The sequence below is a fragment of the Parabacteroides sp. CT06 genome (assembly GCF_002257605.1).
In the GTDB taxonomy this organism is placed as follows: Bacteria; Bacteroidota; Bacteroidia; order Bacteroidales; family Tannerellaceae; genus Parabacteroides; species Parabacteroides distasonis.
On the sequence record NZ_CP022754.1, the window covers coordinates 1559539 to 1576225 of the forward strand.

Below are 16687 nucleotides of genomic sequence, written 5' to 3' on the forward strand. Positions count from 1 at the left end.
CTACCACATCATACCCATGAGCCAGAATGGAATGGCGTTGCCTACAGGGTAGTCGGTGTTGTCTCTCAAGACGTAGTCCGCTTCTTTAGGATTTTTGTTTTTTCCTCCAACTTCTAGGGTTTGTGATACATGGTCTTTTGTAATCACATAATCACCTTTCTTCTCGTCTTTCATGGCGTTTATCTCGTAACCTGCCCTAGAAAAGCAGTGGACAGTGTAGGCTTCACGTTCCGTTCCTTGGTCTGCATTCAAAACCTTATAAGCACATGGGTCTGCGAACAACATTTTTGCGCCAGTGCTACGGGCTTTCGTGTCATTGGGGTACTTTACTATTTTCAATAGATCTACACTTTCCATCACAAAGAGTAGTTGATAGAGTTTTTCCGCTCCTATTCCCCAGTCGGAGCATAAGGAGGTGACTTGTACACGAGGTATTGAGGAGTTTGCCAGTGTGCCGATAATGGCTCGCATCACACGTAGGTTGTTTTCGGAAATGCTAGGCAGGAAGAACGGTATATCGTTATTGAGAATTTTGTCGATGATAGCCATGTAACGTGCTTCGAAATCTTTCTCTTGGTAGAAAGGACGTGTACCGTAACTACGATAATTGAGGAAATGGTTCAACAGCTCCGCATCTGGTTGTGTAGGTAGTATTGTGTCTCCCAGTTTATACTTGGGGTATATTTGGCCAGTTTCAAGATATAGAAATTCTCTGAACGACATTAAAGGCATCTGTATCGCTACATAACGTCTGGACAAGTCGGCTTTGCCATCACGAAGTACTAACGATGAGGAATCTGAAATCCAGATGATTTTTCCTGGATAGTCATCATACAAGGCCTTCAGATGTATGCTCCAGTTTGATGCGTAGTGAATCTCGTCGATAATAACACCTTCATAACCAAGCATGAATACGCTACTAACTAAGTCATAGAGCGGTTCGCCAATAATCTTCGGATTATCAGCAGAAAAGTATAATAAGCGCCTGCCTTGTGAATGATGGAGTAGAAATGTAGATTTGCCACATCCTCTGGCACCGGTTAGCATCAGGTTTTTAGGGAGCTCATCAAACTCCGTGGTAAATGGTCGCAATCTCTGCGGAAGAGCCGCTAATCGGCGTTGCATGGCCGTTACCAGTGTTTGGAGTATATTTGTATTCATTACTATGGAATTTATATTTACGCACAAAATTACCGAATTATTTCTGTGATAGAAAGAATTTATGCAAGAATATTTCTGTGCCAGAAAGAATATTGGTGTTTTTCTTTCTGTTACGGAAATATTACGGTTCTCGGATGGATATCTTTGAAAGGCCTCTTTCAAGAGGGAAATGAGTGGCTTATGGATTGAAAATAAAACCCTCCCTTTTGCTTATAAAATGTAAGCTTTGTTAACCAAACGTCCGATAAAAACATTTTTTCCGTGAAAGTGTCAATTATTTTATGTTTGTTTAAACAATATGTTAGGTATTGTCTGTATCTTTGCGGCAAAATCAAAAAGTTGATTCGACAATGGAAGTATTGAAGCACGAGTGTGGTGTTGCCATGGTCCGGTTACTGAAACCCTTGGAGTATTATCACGAGAAGTACGGTAGTTGGATGTATGGACTGAACAAGCTCTATTTGCTGATGGAAAAGCAGCATAACAGGGGGCAGGAAGGAGCGGGCTTAGCCTGCGTGAAGTTAGAGGCAAATGCCGGAGAGGAATATATGTTCCGTGAACGGGCCGTCGGGACCGGAGCTATTACCGAGATATTTGCCGCAGTTCACGAACACTACAAGGATTTAACCCCCGAGCAACTCAACGATCCGCTATTCGCCAAAGCCAACCTACCTTTCGCCGGAGAGCTTTATATGGGCCACCTCCGTTACAGTACCACCGGAAAATCCGGAATCTCTTATATCCATCCTTTTTTACGACGCAATAACTGGCGTGCAAAGAACCTTGCCGTTTGCGGAAATTTCAACCTGACAAATGTTCATGAAGTATTCGAGGAGATCACGGCGATCGGTCAGCATCCCCGGAAATATTCCGATACGTATATCATGCTGGAGCAGCTGGGACACCGGCTGGACCGGGAAGTGGAGCGCCTGTACCAAAAGTGTGAGGCGGAAGGATTGAGAGGGATGGATATCACGCATGCCATCGAGGATCAAATTGATTTGTCGAACGTGCTGAAACGCTGTACCCCGGGCTGGGATGGTGGTTTCGTGATTTGCGGTATCACCGGTAGTGGCGAGTCGTTCAGCGTGCGGGACCCGTGGGGAATCCGTCCGGCCTTCTATTATGCGGATGATGAGATTATCGTGTTGGCTTCCGAGCGTCCGGTTATACAAACCGTGATGAACGTGCAGGTAGAGGATATCCGGGAGTTGAATCGGGGAGAGGCGATACTCGTCAACAAGAAAGGCGAGTGGCATATCTCCCAGATCGTGGAGCCGAAAGAGAATAAGGCTTGTTCCTTCGAGCGTATCTACTTCTCACGGGGTAGCGACGTGGATATTTACAGGGAAAGGAAGCGTTTGGGAGATAATCTCGTGCATCCGATCTTGAAAGCGGTGGATTACGACTTGAATCATACCGTCTTCTCTTTTATCCCGAATACGGCCGAGGTCGCTTATTTCGGGATGCAGGAGGGGTTGAACAACTATTTGAATAAGCTGAAAAAAGAATGGATCGCCGATCGTAGTCACCTGCTCAGGGAAGAGGAACTGGAGCAAATCCTTTCCATGCGAGTCCGCTCGGAGAAAGTAGCTATAAAAGATATAAAATTACGTACATTTATCGCTGAGGGCAATAGCCGCAATGATCTGGCGGCGCACGTATATGATATTACTTACGGAAGTATTGAACCTTTTATCGATAATCTGGTTGTGATAGATGATAGCATCGTGCGGGGTACTACCTTACGCCAGAGTATTATCGGTATCTTGGATCGCCTGCATCCGAAGAAAATCGTGATCGTAAGTTCTTCTCCGCAGGTACGTTACCCGGATTATTACGGTATCGATATGTCCCGGATGAACGAGTTTATCGCTTTTAAGGCCGCGGTGGCCCTGTTACGTGACCGGGGGATGGAATACGTGATCTTGGACGCTTATCAGAAGGCGAAGCGACAACAAACAGCGGCGGATGGTCCGTTGGTGAATTACGTAAAGGAGATATACGCCCCGTTTACGGACGAGGAGATATCCGTTAAGATGGTGGAGTTGCTTACACCGGCCGGGACGCAGGCGAAAGTAGAGATCGTCTACCAGACTTTGGAGGGCTTGCATGCCTCTTGTCCGGAGCATCCGGGTGACTGGTATTTCTCCGGCGATTACCCGACACCGGGCGGGACTCGGTTAGTGAACGAGGCTTTTATTCACTATATGGAAGAAGAATATTTAGTGAAATGACACAACATACAGATTCTATGCAGACAAACAGAACAGCAACTTTGATGTTAGACGACGGTACCGTCTTCCGTGGCTACTCTTTCGGCTATGAGAGACCGGTCGCCGGCGAGGTCGTGTTCAATACCGCTATGACCGGATATCCGGAGAGCTTGACGGACCCTTCGTACGCAGGCCAGTTGATGGTGTTGACTTATCCGCTCGTTGGTAACTACGGTGTCCCGCCTCGTACGTTCGAGCCGAACGGGATCGCTACGTTTATGGAGAGCGAGAAGATCCACGCCGAGGCGATTATCGTTAGCGATTACAGCCATGAGTATAGCCACTGGAACGCCGAGCGCAGCTTGGGCGACTGGTTGAAGGAGGAGAAGATCCCGGGCATATACGGTATCGATACGCGTGCGTTGACTAAGAAATTGCGTGAGCATGGCGTGATGATGGGACGCATCGTTATCGGCGATGCCGATAACGAAATTGAAAATGGAGAATTGAAAATGGAGAATTATGAGCATGTGAACTATGTGGATCGGGTATCGTGCAAGGAGATTATTTGTTACCTGCCCGATGGTACGAGCCAGACCTGTTCTTTATCGGAAGCCTCCAATTCTCGATTCTCGATTCTCAATTCTCAATTCCTAAAGCGCGTCGTGCTTTTGGACTGCGGCGTGAAACATAACATCATCCGTTGCCTGTTGAGGCGTAACGTGGCGGTGATCCGTGTGCCTTGGGACTACGACTTCAATCAGCTGGAATACGATGGCTTGTTTATCAGCAACGGTCCGGGCGATCCGGATACTTGCGATGCCGCCGTGCGGAATATCCGTAAGGCGCTTTCCGGGGATAAGCCGATTTGCGGTATTTGCATGGGTAACCAGTTGTTGGCGAAAGCCGGCGGTGCTTCTATCTATAAATTGAAGTACGGTCATCGTAGCCATAACCAGCCGGTACGTATGGTAGGCACGGAGAAATGCTTCATCACCTCGCAGAACCATGGTTACGCCGTGGATAACGATACGCTGGGTGAGGAGTGGGAACCGCTGTTCATCAATATGAATGACGGGACGAACGAGGGTATCAAGCATAAGACGAAGCCTTTCTTCTCCTCTCAGTTCCATCCCGAGGCTTGCAGCGGGCCGCTGGATACGGAGTTCATGTTTGATAAATTCACGGAATTGTTGTAGCCGGGGATTTACGCCCACCCTAAACGAGGGATTAGGGCAACCCTAAATGAGTGTTTAGGTCTACCCTAAACGGGTGTTTAGGCTTACCCTAAAAGAGAACATTAAAAAAAGTAAAGCAATGAAAGAAGATATAAAGAAAGTCCTGATACTCGGTTCCGGAGCCTTGAAGATTGGTGAGGCGGGCGAGTTCGATTATTCAGGCAGCCAAGCCCTGAAGGCTATTAAGGAAGAGGGGATTCAAACGGTATTGATCAATCCGAATATCGCTACGGTACAGACATCGGAAGGAGTTGCGGACACGGTTTATTTCCTGCCCGTTACTCCTTTTTTTGTGGAAAAGGTGATCGAGAAGGAACGTCCGGAAGGTATCTTGCTCGCTTTCGGCGGGCAGACGGCGTTGAATTGTGGCGTGGCTCTTTACCAAAGCGGCGTGCTGGAGAAGTATGGCGTGAAGGTATTGGGTACCCCGGTGCAGGCTATCATGGATACCGAGGATCGGGAGTTGTTCGTACGCAAGCTGGATGAGATCGACGTGAAGACGATCAAGAGCGAGGCCGTGGAGAACGCCGCTGACGCTCGTCGTGCGGCCGCTGAGCTGGGGTATCCGGTCATCGTCCGTGCCGCTTATGCGCTGGGGGGCTTGGGTTCCGGTTTCTGCGACAATGAGGAAGAATTGGACGTGTTGGTAGAGAAGGCTTTCTCTTTCTCTCCGCAAGTATTGGTGGAGAAAAGCTTGAAGGGCTGGAAAGAGGTAGAGTACGAGGTGGTGCGCGACCGCTTCGATAACTGCATCACGGTATGTAACATGGAGAATTTCGACCCGCTGGGAATCCATACGGGAGAGTCTATCGTGATTGCCCCCTCGCAGACCTTGAGTAATACGGATTATCATAAATTACGTGAGTTGGCGATCCGTATCATCCGCCATATCGGTATCGTGGGCGAGTGTAACGTGCAATACGCTTACGATCCGGAGAGTGAGGATTACCGGGTGATCGAGGTGAACGCCCGCTTGAGCCGTTCTTCGGCCTTGGCTTCTAAGGCGACCGGTTATCCGTTGGCTTTCGTGGCCGCTAAATTAGGCTTGGGCTACGGTTTGTTCGACTTGAAAAACTCCGTGACGAAAACGACTAGCGCTTTCTTTGAGCCGGCTCTCGATTACGTGGTATGTAAGATCCCTCGCTGGGACTTGGGTAAGTTCCATGGCGTGGCTCGTGAGTTGGGTTCCAGCATGAAGTCGGTTGGCGAGGTGATGGCGATCGGACGTACTTTCGAGGAGGCTATCCAGAAGGGCTTGCGTATGATCGGGCAGGGTATGCACGGTTTCGTGGAGAATAAGGAGTTGGTGATCGAGGATATCGATAAGGCTTTGCATGAGCCTACCGACCGCCGTATCTTCGTTATCTCGAAGGCATTCCGTGCTGGTTATACGGTAGACCAGATTCATGAGCTTACCAAGATAGACCGATGGTTCCTACAGAAACTATATGGAATCATGCAGACCTCCAAGGAGCTTCACGCTTTCGATATGAAGGGGATCCAACGTTGGCGCATCAATCCGGAGTTGATCCGCCGGGCGAAGATACAAGGGTTCTCTGATTTCCAGATCGCACGGGCGATCGGTCTCGACGGGGATGTGGAGAAGGGTATGATGTTGGTTCGCCAGTTCCGTAAGGAGCATGGCATTCTTCCGGTGGTGAAACAGATCGATACCTTGGCCGCCGAGTATCCGGCGCGGACGAATTACCTGTACCTGACGTATAGCGGTACGGAAAACGACGTGACGTACTTGGGCGATCATCGCTCGATTGTCGTGCTGGGTTCCGGCGCTTATCGCATCGGTAGCTCGGTGGAGTTCGACTGGTGTGGCGTGCAGGCCTTGAATACGATCCGTAAGGAGGGCTATCGTTCCGTGATGATCAACTACAATCCCGAGACGGTGTCTACCGACTATGATATGTGCGATCGTCTTTATTTCGATGAGCTTACCTTCGAGCGTGTGATGGATATCCTCGAGCTGGAGAACCCGCACGGCGTGATCGTCTCCACCGGCGGCCAGATCCCGAATAACTTGGCGATGCGTTTGGACGAGCAGCATGTGAATATCTTGGGGACATCCGCCAAGAGCATCGATAATGCCGAGGACCGTGAGAAGTTCTCCGCCATGTTGGATCGTATCGGCGTGGATCAACCCCGCTGGAAAGAGCTTTCTTCCATGGAGGATATCAATGGCTTCGTGGCGGAGGTAGGCTTCCCCGTGTTGGTTCGCCCGAGTTACGTGCTGAGTGGTGCCGCCATGAATGTCTGCTCGAATCAAGAGGAGTTGGAGCGTTTCTTGAAATTGGCCGCCAACGTCAGCCAAAAGCATCCGGTGGTGGTAAGTCAGTTCATCGAGCATGCGAAAGAGGTGGAGATGGATGCCGTGGCCGATCATGGCGAGATCGTGATGTATGCCATTAGCGAGCATATCGAGTTTGCCGGGGTTCATTCCGGCGACGCTACGATTCAGTTCCCGGCCCAGAAATTATATGTGGAGACGGTTCGTCGTATCAAGCGTATCAGTAAGCAGATCGCTAAGGAGCTGAATATCTCCGGCCCGTTCAATATCCAATATCTGGCGAAGGGCAATGAGATCAAGGTGATCGAGTGCAACCTTCGTGCCAGCCGTTCCTTCCCGTTCGTGAGCAAGGTGCTGAAGATAAACTTCATCGAGTTGGCTACCCGTGTCATGCTGGGCTTGCCGGTAGAGAAACCGAATAAGAATGAGTTCGATTTGGATTACGTGGGTATCAAGGCCTCTCAATTCTCGTTCAATCGCTTGCAGAAAGCCGATCCGGTATTAGGGGTCGATATGGCTTCCACGGGCGAGGTGGGTTGTCTGGGCGACGATGTATCCGAGGCGGTGTTGACGAGTATGCTCGCTGTCGGGCAACGGGTTCCGGAGAAGAATATCCTCCTGTCCACCGGTACGCCGAAGCAGAAGGTAGCCATGCTGGATGCCGCTAAGATGTTGGCGACGAAAGGCTACAACCTATTCGCTACGGGAGGTACGCACCGTTTCTTGGCGGAGAATGGCATTCCGAGTACGAAGGTGTACTGGCCGAGCGAGAAGGGAGAACCGCAGGCGCTTAAGATGCTTCATGAGAAGCAGATCGATATGGTCGTGAATATCCCTCGTGACCTTTCCGCCGGCGAGCTTGACAACGGCTATAAGATCCGCCGTGCCGCCATCGACCTGAATATCCCGTTGATTACGAATGCCCGTCTGGCGAGCGCTTTCATTCAAGCCTTCTGTACCTTGAGCGTAGATGATATCTGCATCAAGAGTTGGCAGGAATATAAATAAATGGGGGCTTGATGTAAATCAAGTGGTATTTATTTCGTAAGTTTGCGGAAACAAACAAAAACAACCATGAATATGGATACAGCGATATTTATAGCTCGCAGGATCGCGGCGCAATCGATTCTACTCAGTGAGGAAGCCGCCCAGAAACTGGCCTCTATCTTAATCCGGACAGAATTGAAAAAAGGCGCCCTGTTTTTGAGCGAAGGAGAGGTTTGTACGCAACTCGGTTATGTCTATAAGGGAATGGTTCGCCAGTTTTACTTCAAGAATAAGAAAGAGCTGACCGAGCATTTCGCCAGCGAGGACAACATCTTCATTTGCATCGAGAGCTTCTTGCGCCAGCGTCCCGCTAATCTGTTGGTGGAGGCCTTGGAGAATACGGTGCTGTATGGCATTCCTCATGATCCTTTATTGGCATTGTGCGCCGAGGATTACGAGATCGAGGTCATGTATCGCCGCCTGTTGGAGAATTCGCTGATCCTGTCTCAACGGAAGGCGGATTTCCTTCGTTTCGAGACCGCTAATGAACGTTATGCCCGCTTATTGAAAGAACACCCTGAGATCGTGCAGCGTGCCCCCTTGTCCCATATCGCCTCTTATTTGCTGATGACTCCCGAGACATTAAGCAGGGTAAGGGCCAATATGCAGCTATGAGGGGCTTGTAGGTGTTAATTATATACGGTGTCGTATATGATATATAAGATAAAATTAGTATGAAGGTAGGATTATTTATCCCATGTTACATTAACGCGGTGTACCCCGAAGTGGGTATCGCCTCGTATAAATTGTTGAGGCATGTGGGTGTGGATGTCGATTATCCGATGGACCAGACCTGTTGCGGACAACCCATGGCGAACGCCGGCTTCGAGGATGAGGCGGCTCGCTTGGCCCTCCGGATGGAGGAACAGTTTAAGAACTATGACTACGTGGTAGGCCCCTCGGCCAGTTGCGTAGCCTTCGTAAAAGAGAACCATCCCCATATATTGGGAAAGCGGGATCACGTTTGTATGAACAGTAAGAAGATTTATGATATCTGCGAGTTCTTGCACGACGTGGTGAGACCGGGATCCCTGCCGGCCGTTTTCCCGCATAAGGTGAGTATCCATAATAGTTGCCACGGGGTGCGTGAGTTGCATCTCTCGTCGCCCAGCGAGCGTAATATCCCGTACTATTCCAAGTTACGTGATCTCCTTTCCTTGGTGAAAGGTATCGAGGTGTTCGAGCCGAAGCGGGTGGACGAATGTTGCGGTTTCGGCGGTATGTTCGCCATCGAGGAGCCTGAGGTCTCTACTTGCATGGGACAAGACAAGGTAAAGGATCATATGAGTACCGGCGCCGAGTATATCACCGGTGCGGATAGCTCTTGCCTGATGCATATGGAAGGGGTTATCAAGCGGGAGAAACTTCCGATCAAGACTATTCACATCGTTCAAATATTAGCGTCCGGATTATGAGTACGAAACATGCTATAGCAGCGGCCCGTTTCCTAGAGAATAAGGAGAATGAGGCTTGGCACGACCATACGCTTTGGATGGTACGTACCAAACGGGATAAGATGAGCCATTCGCTTCCCGAGTGGGAGCGGTTGAGAGAGTTGGCCTCGGAGATCAAGCTTTACTCCAACAGCCATCTGGACACGCTTCTGGAGGAGTTCGAGAAAAATGCGATCGCCAACGGGGCTATCGTGCATTGGGCGAAAGATGCCGAGGAGCATAACGAGATCGTCTTGCGGATCTTGCGCCAGCATGATGCCCGGAACCTGATCAAGAGCAAATCGATGCTGACGGAGGAATGCCATATGAACGAGTTCTTGATGTCGAAAGGAATCGATGTGGTGGAGAGCGATTTGGGTGAGCGTATCTTGCAATTGATGCATTTGGCCCCGAGCCATATCGTGATGCCGGCGATCCATATCAAACGGGAGCAGATCAGCGAGATGATGGAGCGTGAGATGGGAACGGAGAAAGGGAATATCGACCCTACCTACCTGACGCATGCCGCCCGTAAGAATCTGCGTGAGAAATTCCTGCATGCCGACGTGGCGATGACGGGCGCTAACTTCGCCGTCGCCTCTACGGGCGAGATCGTGGTTTGTACCAATGAGGGAAACGCCGATATGGGAACCTCCTTCCCGAAGGTGCATATCGCTACGATGGGGATGGAGAAGATCGTACCGAATCTGGAGGCATTGGGCGTATTCACTCGTTTGCTGGCTCGTTCGGGTACGGGGCAACCCATCACGTCTTATACTTCTCATTACCGCCGTCCGCCCGAGGGACAAGAGTTCCATATCATTATCGTGGATAACGGGCGCAGTGATATCTTGGCGAAACCGGATCATATCCGTACGTTGAATTGTATCCGTTGTGGCGAGTGCATGAATACCTGTCCGGTATATCGCAGGAGTGGTGGCTATTCGTATACGTATTTCATTCCGGGACCGATCGGGATCAACTTGGGTATGCTGAGGAATCCGGAGGAATATTCGGATAACGTATCGGCTTGCTCCTTATGTCTTTCTTGCTCGAACGTTTGTCCGGTAAAGATCGACTTGGGCGAGCAGATTTACCGTTGGCGGCAAGATTTGGATAAGATCGGTAAGGCGAGCAAGGAGAAGAAAGTGATGTCTTTCGGCATGAAGTTCCTGATGGAACGTTCGGGATTGTTCAATACGGCGTTGAAGTTTGCTCCGGTAGTGAATCATTTGCCTCGTTTCATGGTCTACAATGGCTTGAACGCTTGGGGCAAGGGACGTGAGCTTCCGGCTTTCGCCAAGGAGTCGTTTAATGATATGTGGAAGAATAATAAGGTGAGATAATGAGTAGTAAAGATTCTATATTGGCGAGTATCCGTCATCATACGGGTACACGCCACGAGATGCCTGAGCTTACGTTGGAGGCGATTACCTATGCGGATAAGTTGGCTACGTTCTCGGAAGTGCTAGCCGGGGCGGGTGGCAAGGCCATCGAGTTAAAGCCCGGCGAGGATGTGAATGAGGTGATCCGCCGTGAGTTTCCGGAGGCGAAACGTATCGCCTCGAATTTGAAGGAGATTACTTGCGCTACCTTTAACCCGGATGAGCTGACCGATCCCCGGGAGTTGAACGGGACGGACGTATCTGTGGTGGAGGGTAGTTTCGGCGTGGCGGAGAATGCCGCTGTCTGGTTACCCCGTCAGGTACGTTATAAAGGTCTGTACTTTATCTCGAACGCTTTGGTGATCTTGTTGGACAAGACTCAATTGGTTCATACGATGAATGAGGCTTACCGCCGTACTGCCACTATGGATTATGATTACGGAGTCTTCATGTCCGGTCCCTCAAAGACTGCTGATATTGAACAAGCCTTGGTATTCGGGGCGCATGGCCCGATCCAAGTAGTAGTCCTGTTAAGATAAAACCTATACCCTTTTGAGGGGATGAGACGGGGCACGCCCCGTCTCTACAAGTTGTATGATATTTATATTGGGGGCTGTGAATGCTTTGGATTCTTATTTACAGCTCTCCAATATTTCCCGTGCCACGCTACCCGTTACATTCTTCGCCTCCCCGAAGGCGGCGTTTCGTTCATTGAAGCGATTCTCTATCTCGGTGATCGTCGCATCGCCAATCTTCTCTTGGCTGAGGCGGGTAGATAAACCGAGGCTTTGGAAAAATTGCTCAGTCTTCTCGATGGCTTGGCTTACCCGTTCCTCTGTTGTTCCACTATTGATACCCCATACCCGTTCGCCGTATTGCAGTATCTTGCCCTCTTTCTGCTTGCGTAGGGTGCGTAAGGTTCCGGGGAAGACGATCGCTAGAGTCGCTCCATGCGTCAATCCGTGAAGGGCGGTTAGCTCGTGTCCGATCATATGGGTAGCCCAGTCCTGCGTTACGCCCATAGCGATAAAGCCGTTCAAGCCCATCGTGGCGGATAGCATGAAATCTGCCATCAGGTCGTAATTCCTCGGATCTTCCTTGATCTTCGGGGCGATCTCAACCAAGGTACTTAAAATACTTTCCGCCCAATGATCCATCAAGCGGGATTGGTCGGTCGTAGTCATATATTGCTCCATCACGTGGACGAAGGTATCGGCGATACCGCAAGACACTTGATACGGGGGGAGGCTGAAGGTCGTCTCCGGGTCCAAGATCGAGAACACGGGGAAATTACTGTAGAACGGGAATTTCTCTTGCGTCTCTTTCCGGGAGATCACGGCCCCGCTATTCATCTCGGAACCCGTGGCGGGCAGGGTCAGTACGGTACCCATGGGCACGGTATGATAGTAATACCCTTTCTGTACCAATTCCCAAGGATCACCGTCGTACTGGATGCCGGCGGAGATTAGCTTCGTCCCGTCTATGACGGAGCCACCGCCTACCGCCAATAGAAAATCCACCTGCTTGCCTTTCGCTATCTGGATAGCTTCTCGCAAGGTCTCGATGGTGGGATTAGGCTCGATGCCCCAGAACTCGATATAGTCACGATCCTTTAGCGCCTTGATCACTTGGTCGTACACACCGTTTTGCTTTACGCTACCTCCTCCGAAGGTGATCATGATGCGATGCACCATCGGGATGGCCGTACTCAGTTTCTCAATCATGCCCTTACCGAATAATAAACGGGTTGGGTTGTGAAAAGTGAAGTTATTCATAGGACTATTTACTGTTTTTATATGTAAACATGAATAGGGTTCCTATTGTTTTAGGGCTTCCAGTAACTTATCGACCGCCTCGGCGGGAGTAGCTTCGCTCTTTAGTAACTGGACGAACTTGCTACCGATGATGGCACCGGAAGAATGAGCTGTCGCCGCCTCGAAAGTGGCTTTATTGCTGATGCCGAAACCTACCAAGCGGGGATTCTGTAGGTTCATGGCGTTGATACGACGGAAATAGGCCTGCTTCTGTTCGTTGAAGTCTTGTTGGGCTCCGGTCGTGGCGGCGCTGGATACCATATAGATAAATCCGCTGGTATGGGCATCGATCAGCCGGATTCGTTCCTCGGAGGTCTCTGGGGTGATCAGCATGATCATTTTCAGGTCATGGCGATCGGCTATCTCCTTGTAATCGGAGATATAATCGGCATAAGGCAGGTCGGGGATGATCATTCCGTCTACGCTGGCCTCTACGCAACTGGCGCAGAATTTCTCGAAACCGTATTGCATGATAGGATTCAGGTAGCCCATCAGGATGATCGGGATCTGTATTTCGCTTCGGATCTCTTTCAATTGCTCGAATAGGAGGTGGAGTGACATCCCGTTACGCAACGCTTGCGTGGCGGCCTCTTGGATGACGGGGCCGTCTGCCATCGGGTCGGAGAAAGGGATTCCTACTTCTACCATGTGGATACCTTTAGCCTGTAAGGCTTTTAAGATGCTTGCCGTATCGTTTAAGTTCGGATAACCGGCGGTGAAATAGACGGAGAGTATTCCGTCTTTCTGGGTCTGGAATAAGTTTGTGATGCGATTCATTACTGTTAGATGTAAAATTTGTTGGATGAAATTCTTTAGTTTGTCGATGTCTTTCAATCCCGGCTCAATCTCGAAGCCACTGTTGAGGTCGATACCTGCGAAACGGGGATGCCGGAAGTTCCGGATCGCCTCTGCGTTTTCCGGACGGATGCCTCCGCTGAGCAAGAAGGGAGTCTCTCCTTTATACTCGGTTAGGATGGACCAATCGAAACGTTTGCCTGAGCCTCCATAGCCCTCGCATCTCGTATCGAAAAGGAAATAATCCACTCGGCCCTCATACTCCTTGGTCTTCTTGAAATCCTCTTTGGAGGCGATCGGGAAGGCTTTGATTAAGGAGTATCCTCTTTTCTGTAGGGTGTGGCAATCTTCCGGCGATTCGTTACCGTGAAGTTGGAGATAGTCTAGCTTGTAGGCGGAGGCTGTCTCCATCATGGACTCGATGGTAGCGTTGACGAAAACGCCCACTTTTTTAGTTGATAGTTGACAGTTGACAGTTGACAGTTGCGACAAGCGGTATTTAACTGTCAATTGTCCACTGTCCACTGTCCACTGCTTCGTCGGGCTTTGCCCGATGAAGCGCGGGGAGCGTTCGTAGAAGATGAGGCCGATCCAGTTGACGGCTAGGGCGGAGACTTCTTGGATGTTCCGGGAGTCTCGCATTCCGCATACTTTGATGATCATGCCAGTCCTCCTATAAAATCGGCTAGGGTATCGCCCGGCCTCTCGGTTTTCATGAAGGTCTCTCCGATCAGGAATCCGCGGAAACCGGCCTCACGCAATCGGCGTACGGTATCGGTCTCGGAGATTCCGCTCTCGGACACTAAAAGAGGGGAGAAGCCTCGCATCTTATCGACCAACTTGAATGAGTTGTTTACGTCCGTATGGAAGGTGCCGAGATTGCGGTTGTTCACGCCGAGCATATCGATATCCGCATTCAGGTATTTGAGCTCGTCCTCGCTATGGACTTCCAGCAAGACTTCCAATTGCAGGCTATGGGCGGTCTCGGCGAGTACCCGGCATTCTTCTTCTGTAAGGGCGGCGGCGATCAACAAGACAGCGTCGGCGCCTATCACCCGGGCTTGGAAGAGTTGGTAGGTATCGATGATGAAGTCCTTGCGAAGTAACGGGAGATCCACCAGCTTGCGGGCCTTTTGCAAGTCGCCCAAGGAACCTCCGAAGAAATCCCCGTCCGTAAGGATCGAGCAGGCGGAGGCGCCTCCGGCCTCGTAAGCGGGCACCACGTCGGCGATATTCGCACCCGGATGCAGCCAGCCTTTGGAGGGGCTTTTACGCTTGAACTCGGCGATAATACCGGAGGGGGATGATTCCAGCGCCGCACGCATGGAACGTGTGTCACGCTCCATACGGTCGCTACCTAGAGCCAATAAGGTCTGTAAGCTTACGGCCTGTTTCTGCCGGGCTACCTCGATGCGCTTATTGGCGATAATATCTTGTAAGATGTCCTTTTTCATAGGATATGTTTCTTTATCTTTGGTTCAAAGATATAAATTTACGGAATGTAGCCAATGCTTTTCCGCTTTCCAATGATTCACGTGCCTCGGCGATACACGTCTCGATCTTCTTCTCTGGACAGATCACTTGGATGGCGAAAGCGGAGTTGGCGATCACGCAGCTCTTTTGGGCCTCGGTAGCCCTGTTCCCTAATACGGCGTCGAAGATACGGGCCGCTTCCTCCGGGGTCTCTCCGCCATCGAGGTCCGCTTCCGTGCAACGTTTGAATCCGAGCATCTCCGGGGTATAAAGCTTCTCTTTCTCCGGCATGGCTACCTTGAAATCGGCCGTGAGGGAGATCTCGTCGTAACCGTCCAAGCTATGTACCACGGCAAAGCGAGTGCCGCTCTCTTGGTACGTATAATTATATAGGCGGAGTAGCGGGAGGTTATATACGCCTAACAATTGGTAAGTAGGCATGACCGGGTTGACCAGCGGGCCGAGCATATTGAAGAAACTGCGCACGCCGAGGCTCTTCCGTACCGGAGCTACCGCTTTCAGCGCCGGGTTGAACAAGGGTGCGTGGAGGTAGGCGATATGGCAGGTATCCATGGAGGTACGTAGCTTATCGATATCGTTCGTGAATTTTACGCCGTGTTGCTCCATCACGTTGCTGGCGCCGCTCACTGAGGTAGCCCCGTAGTTACCGTGCTTTACGACATTGTAACCGGCACCGGCCACTACGAAGCAGGAACAGGTACTGATGTTGAACGTGTTTTTCCCGTCGCCTCCGGTACCTACGATATCGATCGGCTTGTATTCGCTTAGATCTACCGGTACACGCATCTCCAGCAAAGCTTCCCGGAATCCGGTCAATTCCTCTACGGAGATACTGCGCATCAGGAATACGGTGATCAGACTGGCGATCTGGGAATCGTTGTAGCGTCCCTCCGCTATATTCTGGAGGATATTCCGGGCTTCTTCCCGGCCTAGATATTGGTGCTCGAATAATCTGTATAATATTTGCTTCATGTCTGTAATGTGTTGAATGATAAAATATTGCAGTTTTGCGATATTTCTTTATCGAAAAACTTTTGTTTCTCTAGGGGAAAACTCTTGTTTCTTGCTTGAGAAACATTAGTTTCACCATAGAGAAACTGATGTTTCGTTAGGAAGAAACTATAAGTGCCTTAGGAGGTAATTAGCGTTTCAGCCAGTTCTCTATAATTGTCTTCCCTTTGGGTGTCAACACGGATTCCGGATGGAATTGGATACCTCGTACATTGTACTCACGATGGCGCAAGCCCATGATCTGTCCTTCTTCCGTATCGACCGCCGTAATTTCCAGACAATCCGGGAAGTTTTCCTTGGAGACCGCCCAAGAATGATAACGCCCAACACGTATACCCGGTTCCAGTCCCTCGAAGATAGGATCTTTAGCGACAATCCGTATATCGGAGCAAACGCCGTGATGCACGTCGGTAAGGTTTATCAATGTGGCGCCGAATGCCTCGCCGATGGCCTGCTCGCCTAGGCAGACACCTAGGATGCTCTTTGTCGGGGCGTACCGGCGGATCAAGGGGAGGAGGATGCCGGCTTCCTCGGGGATGCCCGGTCCCGGGGATAGTAAGATCTTATCGAAACGCTCTATCTCTTCCAAGGAGATCTTGTCGTTGCGGTGTACCTCTACATCCGCACCCAGTTCCTTCAATATATGTAGCAAATTGTAGGTGAAGGAATCGTAATTATCAAATAATAATATCTTCATTTTATATATATTGTTGTTGTTGTAGAGACGGGGCGTGCCCCGTCTCATCCTTTCAAAATGGTAACTTAAAATACTATCAGACTGTGGGAGACGGGGC

13 protein-coding genes and 1 pseudogene are annotated in these 16687 nt (G+C 50.3%); 7 read left to right on the plus strand and 7 right to left on the minus strand.

Translation table 11 applies throughout. The annotated features are described in order from the left end of the window. Entirely contained in the window at window positions 1-1161 is a 1161-nt protein-coding gene (locus CI960_RS06830; protein ID WP_005857865.1) for an ATP-binding protein, read from the minus strand. A gap of 350 nt (window positions 1162-1511) precedes the next feature. On the opposite strand from CI960_RS06830, the gene CI960_RS06835 reads away from it, so the two are divergent. The 7 genes from CI960_RS06835 (at window position 1512) to CI960_RS06865 (ending at window position 11318) form a co-directional block, all read left to right on the plus strand. Further along, complete coding sequence (locus CI960_RS06835; RefSeq protein WP_005857863.1) at window positions 1512-3398, plus strand: amidophosphoribosyltransferase; 1887 nt, start codon at window positions 1512-1514, stop codon at window positions 3396-3398. Beyond that, entirely contained in the window at window positions 3395-4576 is a 1182-nt protein-coding gene (gene carA, locus CI960_RS06840) for a glutamine-hydrolyzing carbamoyl-phosphate synthase small subunit (RefSeq protein ID WP_005857861.1), read from the plus strand. The genes CI960_RS06835 and carA overlap by 4 nt, the downstream gene beginning before the upstream one ends. Window positions 4577-4694: 118 nt before the next feature. Beyond that, a complete protein-coding gene (gene carB, locus CI960_RS06845; protein WP_005857859.1) occupies window positions 4695-7922 on the plus strand; it encodes a carbamoyl-phosphate synthase (glutamine-hydrolyzing) large subunit in 3228 nt (1075 codons plus the stop codon). A 72-nt stretch (window positions 7923-7994) separates the two neighbouring features. After that, window positions 7995-8576, plus strand: a complete 582-nt coding sequence (locus CI960_RS06850; protein WP_005857857.1) for a Crp/Fnr family transcriptional regulator — start codon at window positions 7995-7997, stop codon at window positions 8574-8576. Window positions 8577-8635: 59 nt separating this feature from the next. Further along, the gene (locus tag CI960_RS06855) at window positions 8636-9376 is read left to right on the plus strand and encodes a (Fe-S)-binding protein (protein ID WP_005857855.1); all 741 of its coding nucleotides are present in this window, start codon (window positions 8636-8638) and stop codon (window positions 9374-9376) included. Beyond that, the gene (locus tag CI960_RS06860) at window positions 9373-10740 is read left to right on the plus strand and encodes a lactate utilization protein B (protein WP_005857853.1); all 1368 of its coding nucleotides are present in this window, start codon (window positions 9373-9375) and stop codon (window positions 10738-10740) included. The genes CI960_RS06855 and CI960_RS06860 overlap by 4 nt, the downstream gene beginning before the upstream one ends. Then, window positions 10740-11318 carry an LUD domain-containing protein gene (locus tag CI960_RS06865; RefSeq protein WP_005857851.1) on the plus strand — a complete coding sequence of 193 codons (579 nt, stop codon included), beginning with the start codon at window positions 10740-10742 and terminating at the stop codon, window positions 11316-11318. Before CI960_RS06860 ends, CI960_RS06865 begins: the two co-directional genes overlap by 1 nt. A 93-nt stretch (window positions 11319-11411) precedes the next feature. On the opposite strand, the gene CI960_RS06870 is transcribed toward CI960_RS06865, so the two are convergent. From CI960_RS06870 to CI960_RS06895, 6 genes and pseudogenes are all read right to left on the minus strand, one after another. Then, the gene (locus CI960_RS06870) at window positions 11412-12554 is read right to left on the minus strand and encodes an iron-containing alcohol dehydrogenase (protein ID WP_005857849.1); all 1143 of its coding nucleotides are present in this window, start codon (window positions 12552-12554) and stop codon (window positions 11412-11414) included. Between the two features lie 42 nt (window positions 12555-12596). Beyond that, complete coding sequence (gene trpA, locus CI960_RS06875) at window positions 12597-13370, minus strand: tryptophan synthase subunit alpha (protein ID WP_036628951.1); 774 nt, start codon at window positions 13368-13370, stop codon at window positions 12597-12599. 78 nt (window positions 13371-13448) lie between these two features. Then, window positions 13449-14051: pseudogene (locus tag CI960_RS06880) on the minus strand (phosphoribosylanthranilate isomerase); the annotation flags it as partial. Continuing rightward, a complete protein-coding gene (trpC, locus tag CI960_RS06885; protein ID WP_005857844.1) occupies window positions 14048-14842 on the minus strand; it encodes an indole-3-glycerol phosphate synthase TrpC in 795 nt (264 codons plus the stop codon). The gene trpC and the pseudogene CI960_RS06880, both read right to left, overlap by 4 nt. A gap of 13 nt (window positions 14843-14855) precedes the next feature. Continuing rightward, window positions 14856-15854, minus strand: a complete 999-nt coding sequence (gene trpD, locus CI960_RS06890) for an anthranilate phosphoribosyltransferase (RefSeq protein ID WP_005857841.1) — start codon at window positions 15852-15854, stop codon at window positions 14856-14858. Window positions 15855-16023: 169 nt separating this feature from the next. Next, window positions 16024-16590 carry an aminodeoxychorismate/anthranilate synthase component II gene (locus CI960_RS06895; protein ID WP_005857839.1) on the minus strand — a complete coding sequence of 189 codons (567 nt, stop codon included), beginning with the start codon at window positions 16588-16590 and terminating at the stop codon, window positions 16024-16026. Window positions 16591-16687: the final 97 nt, after the last annotated feature.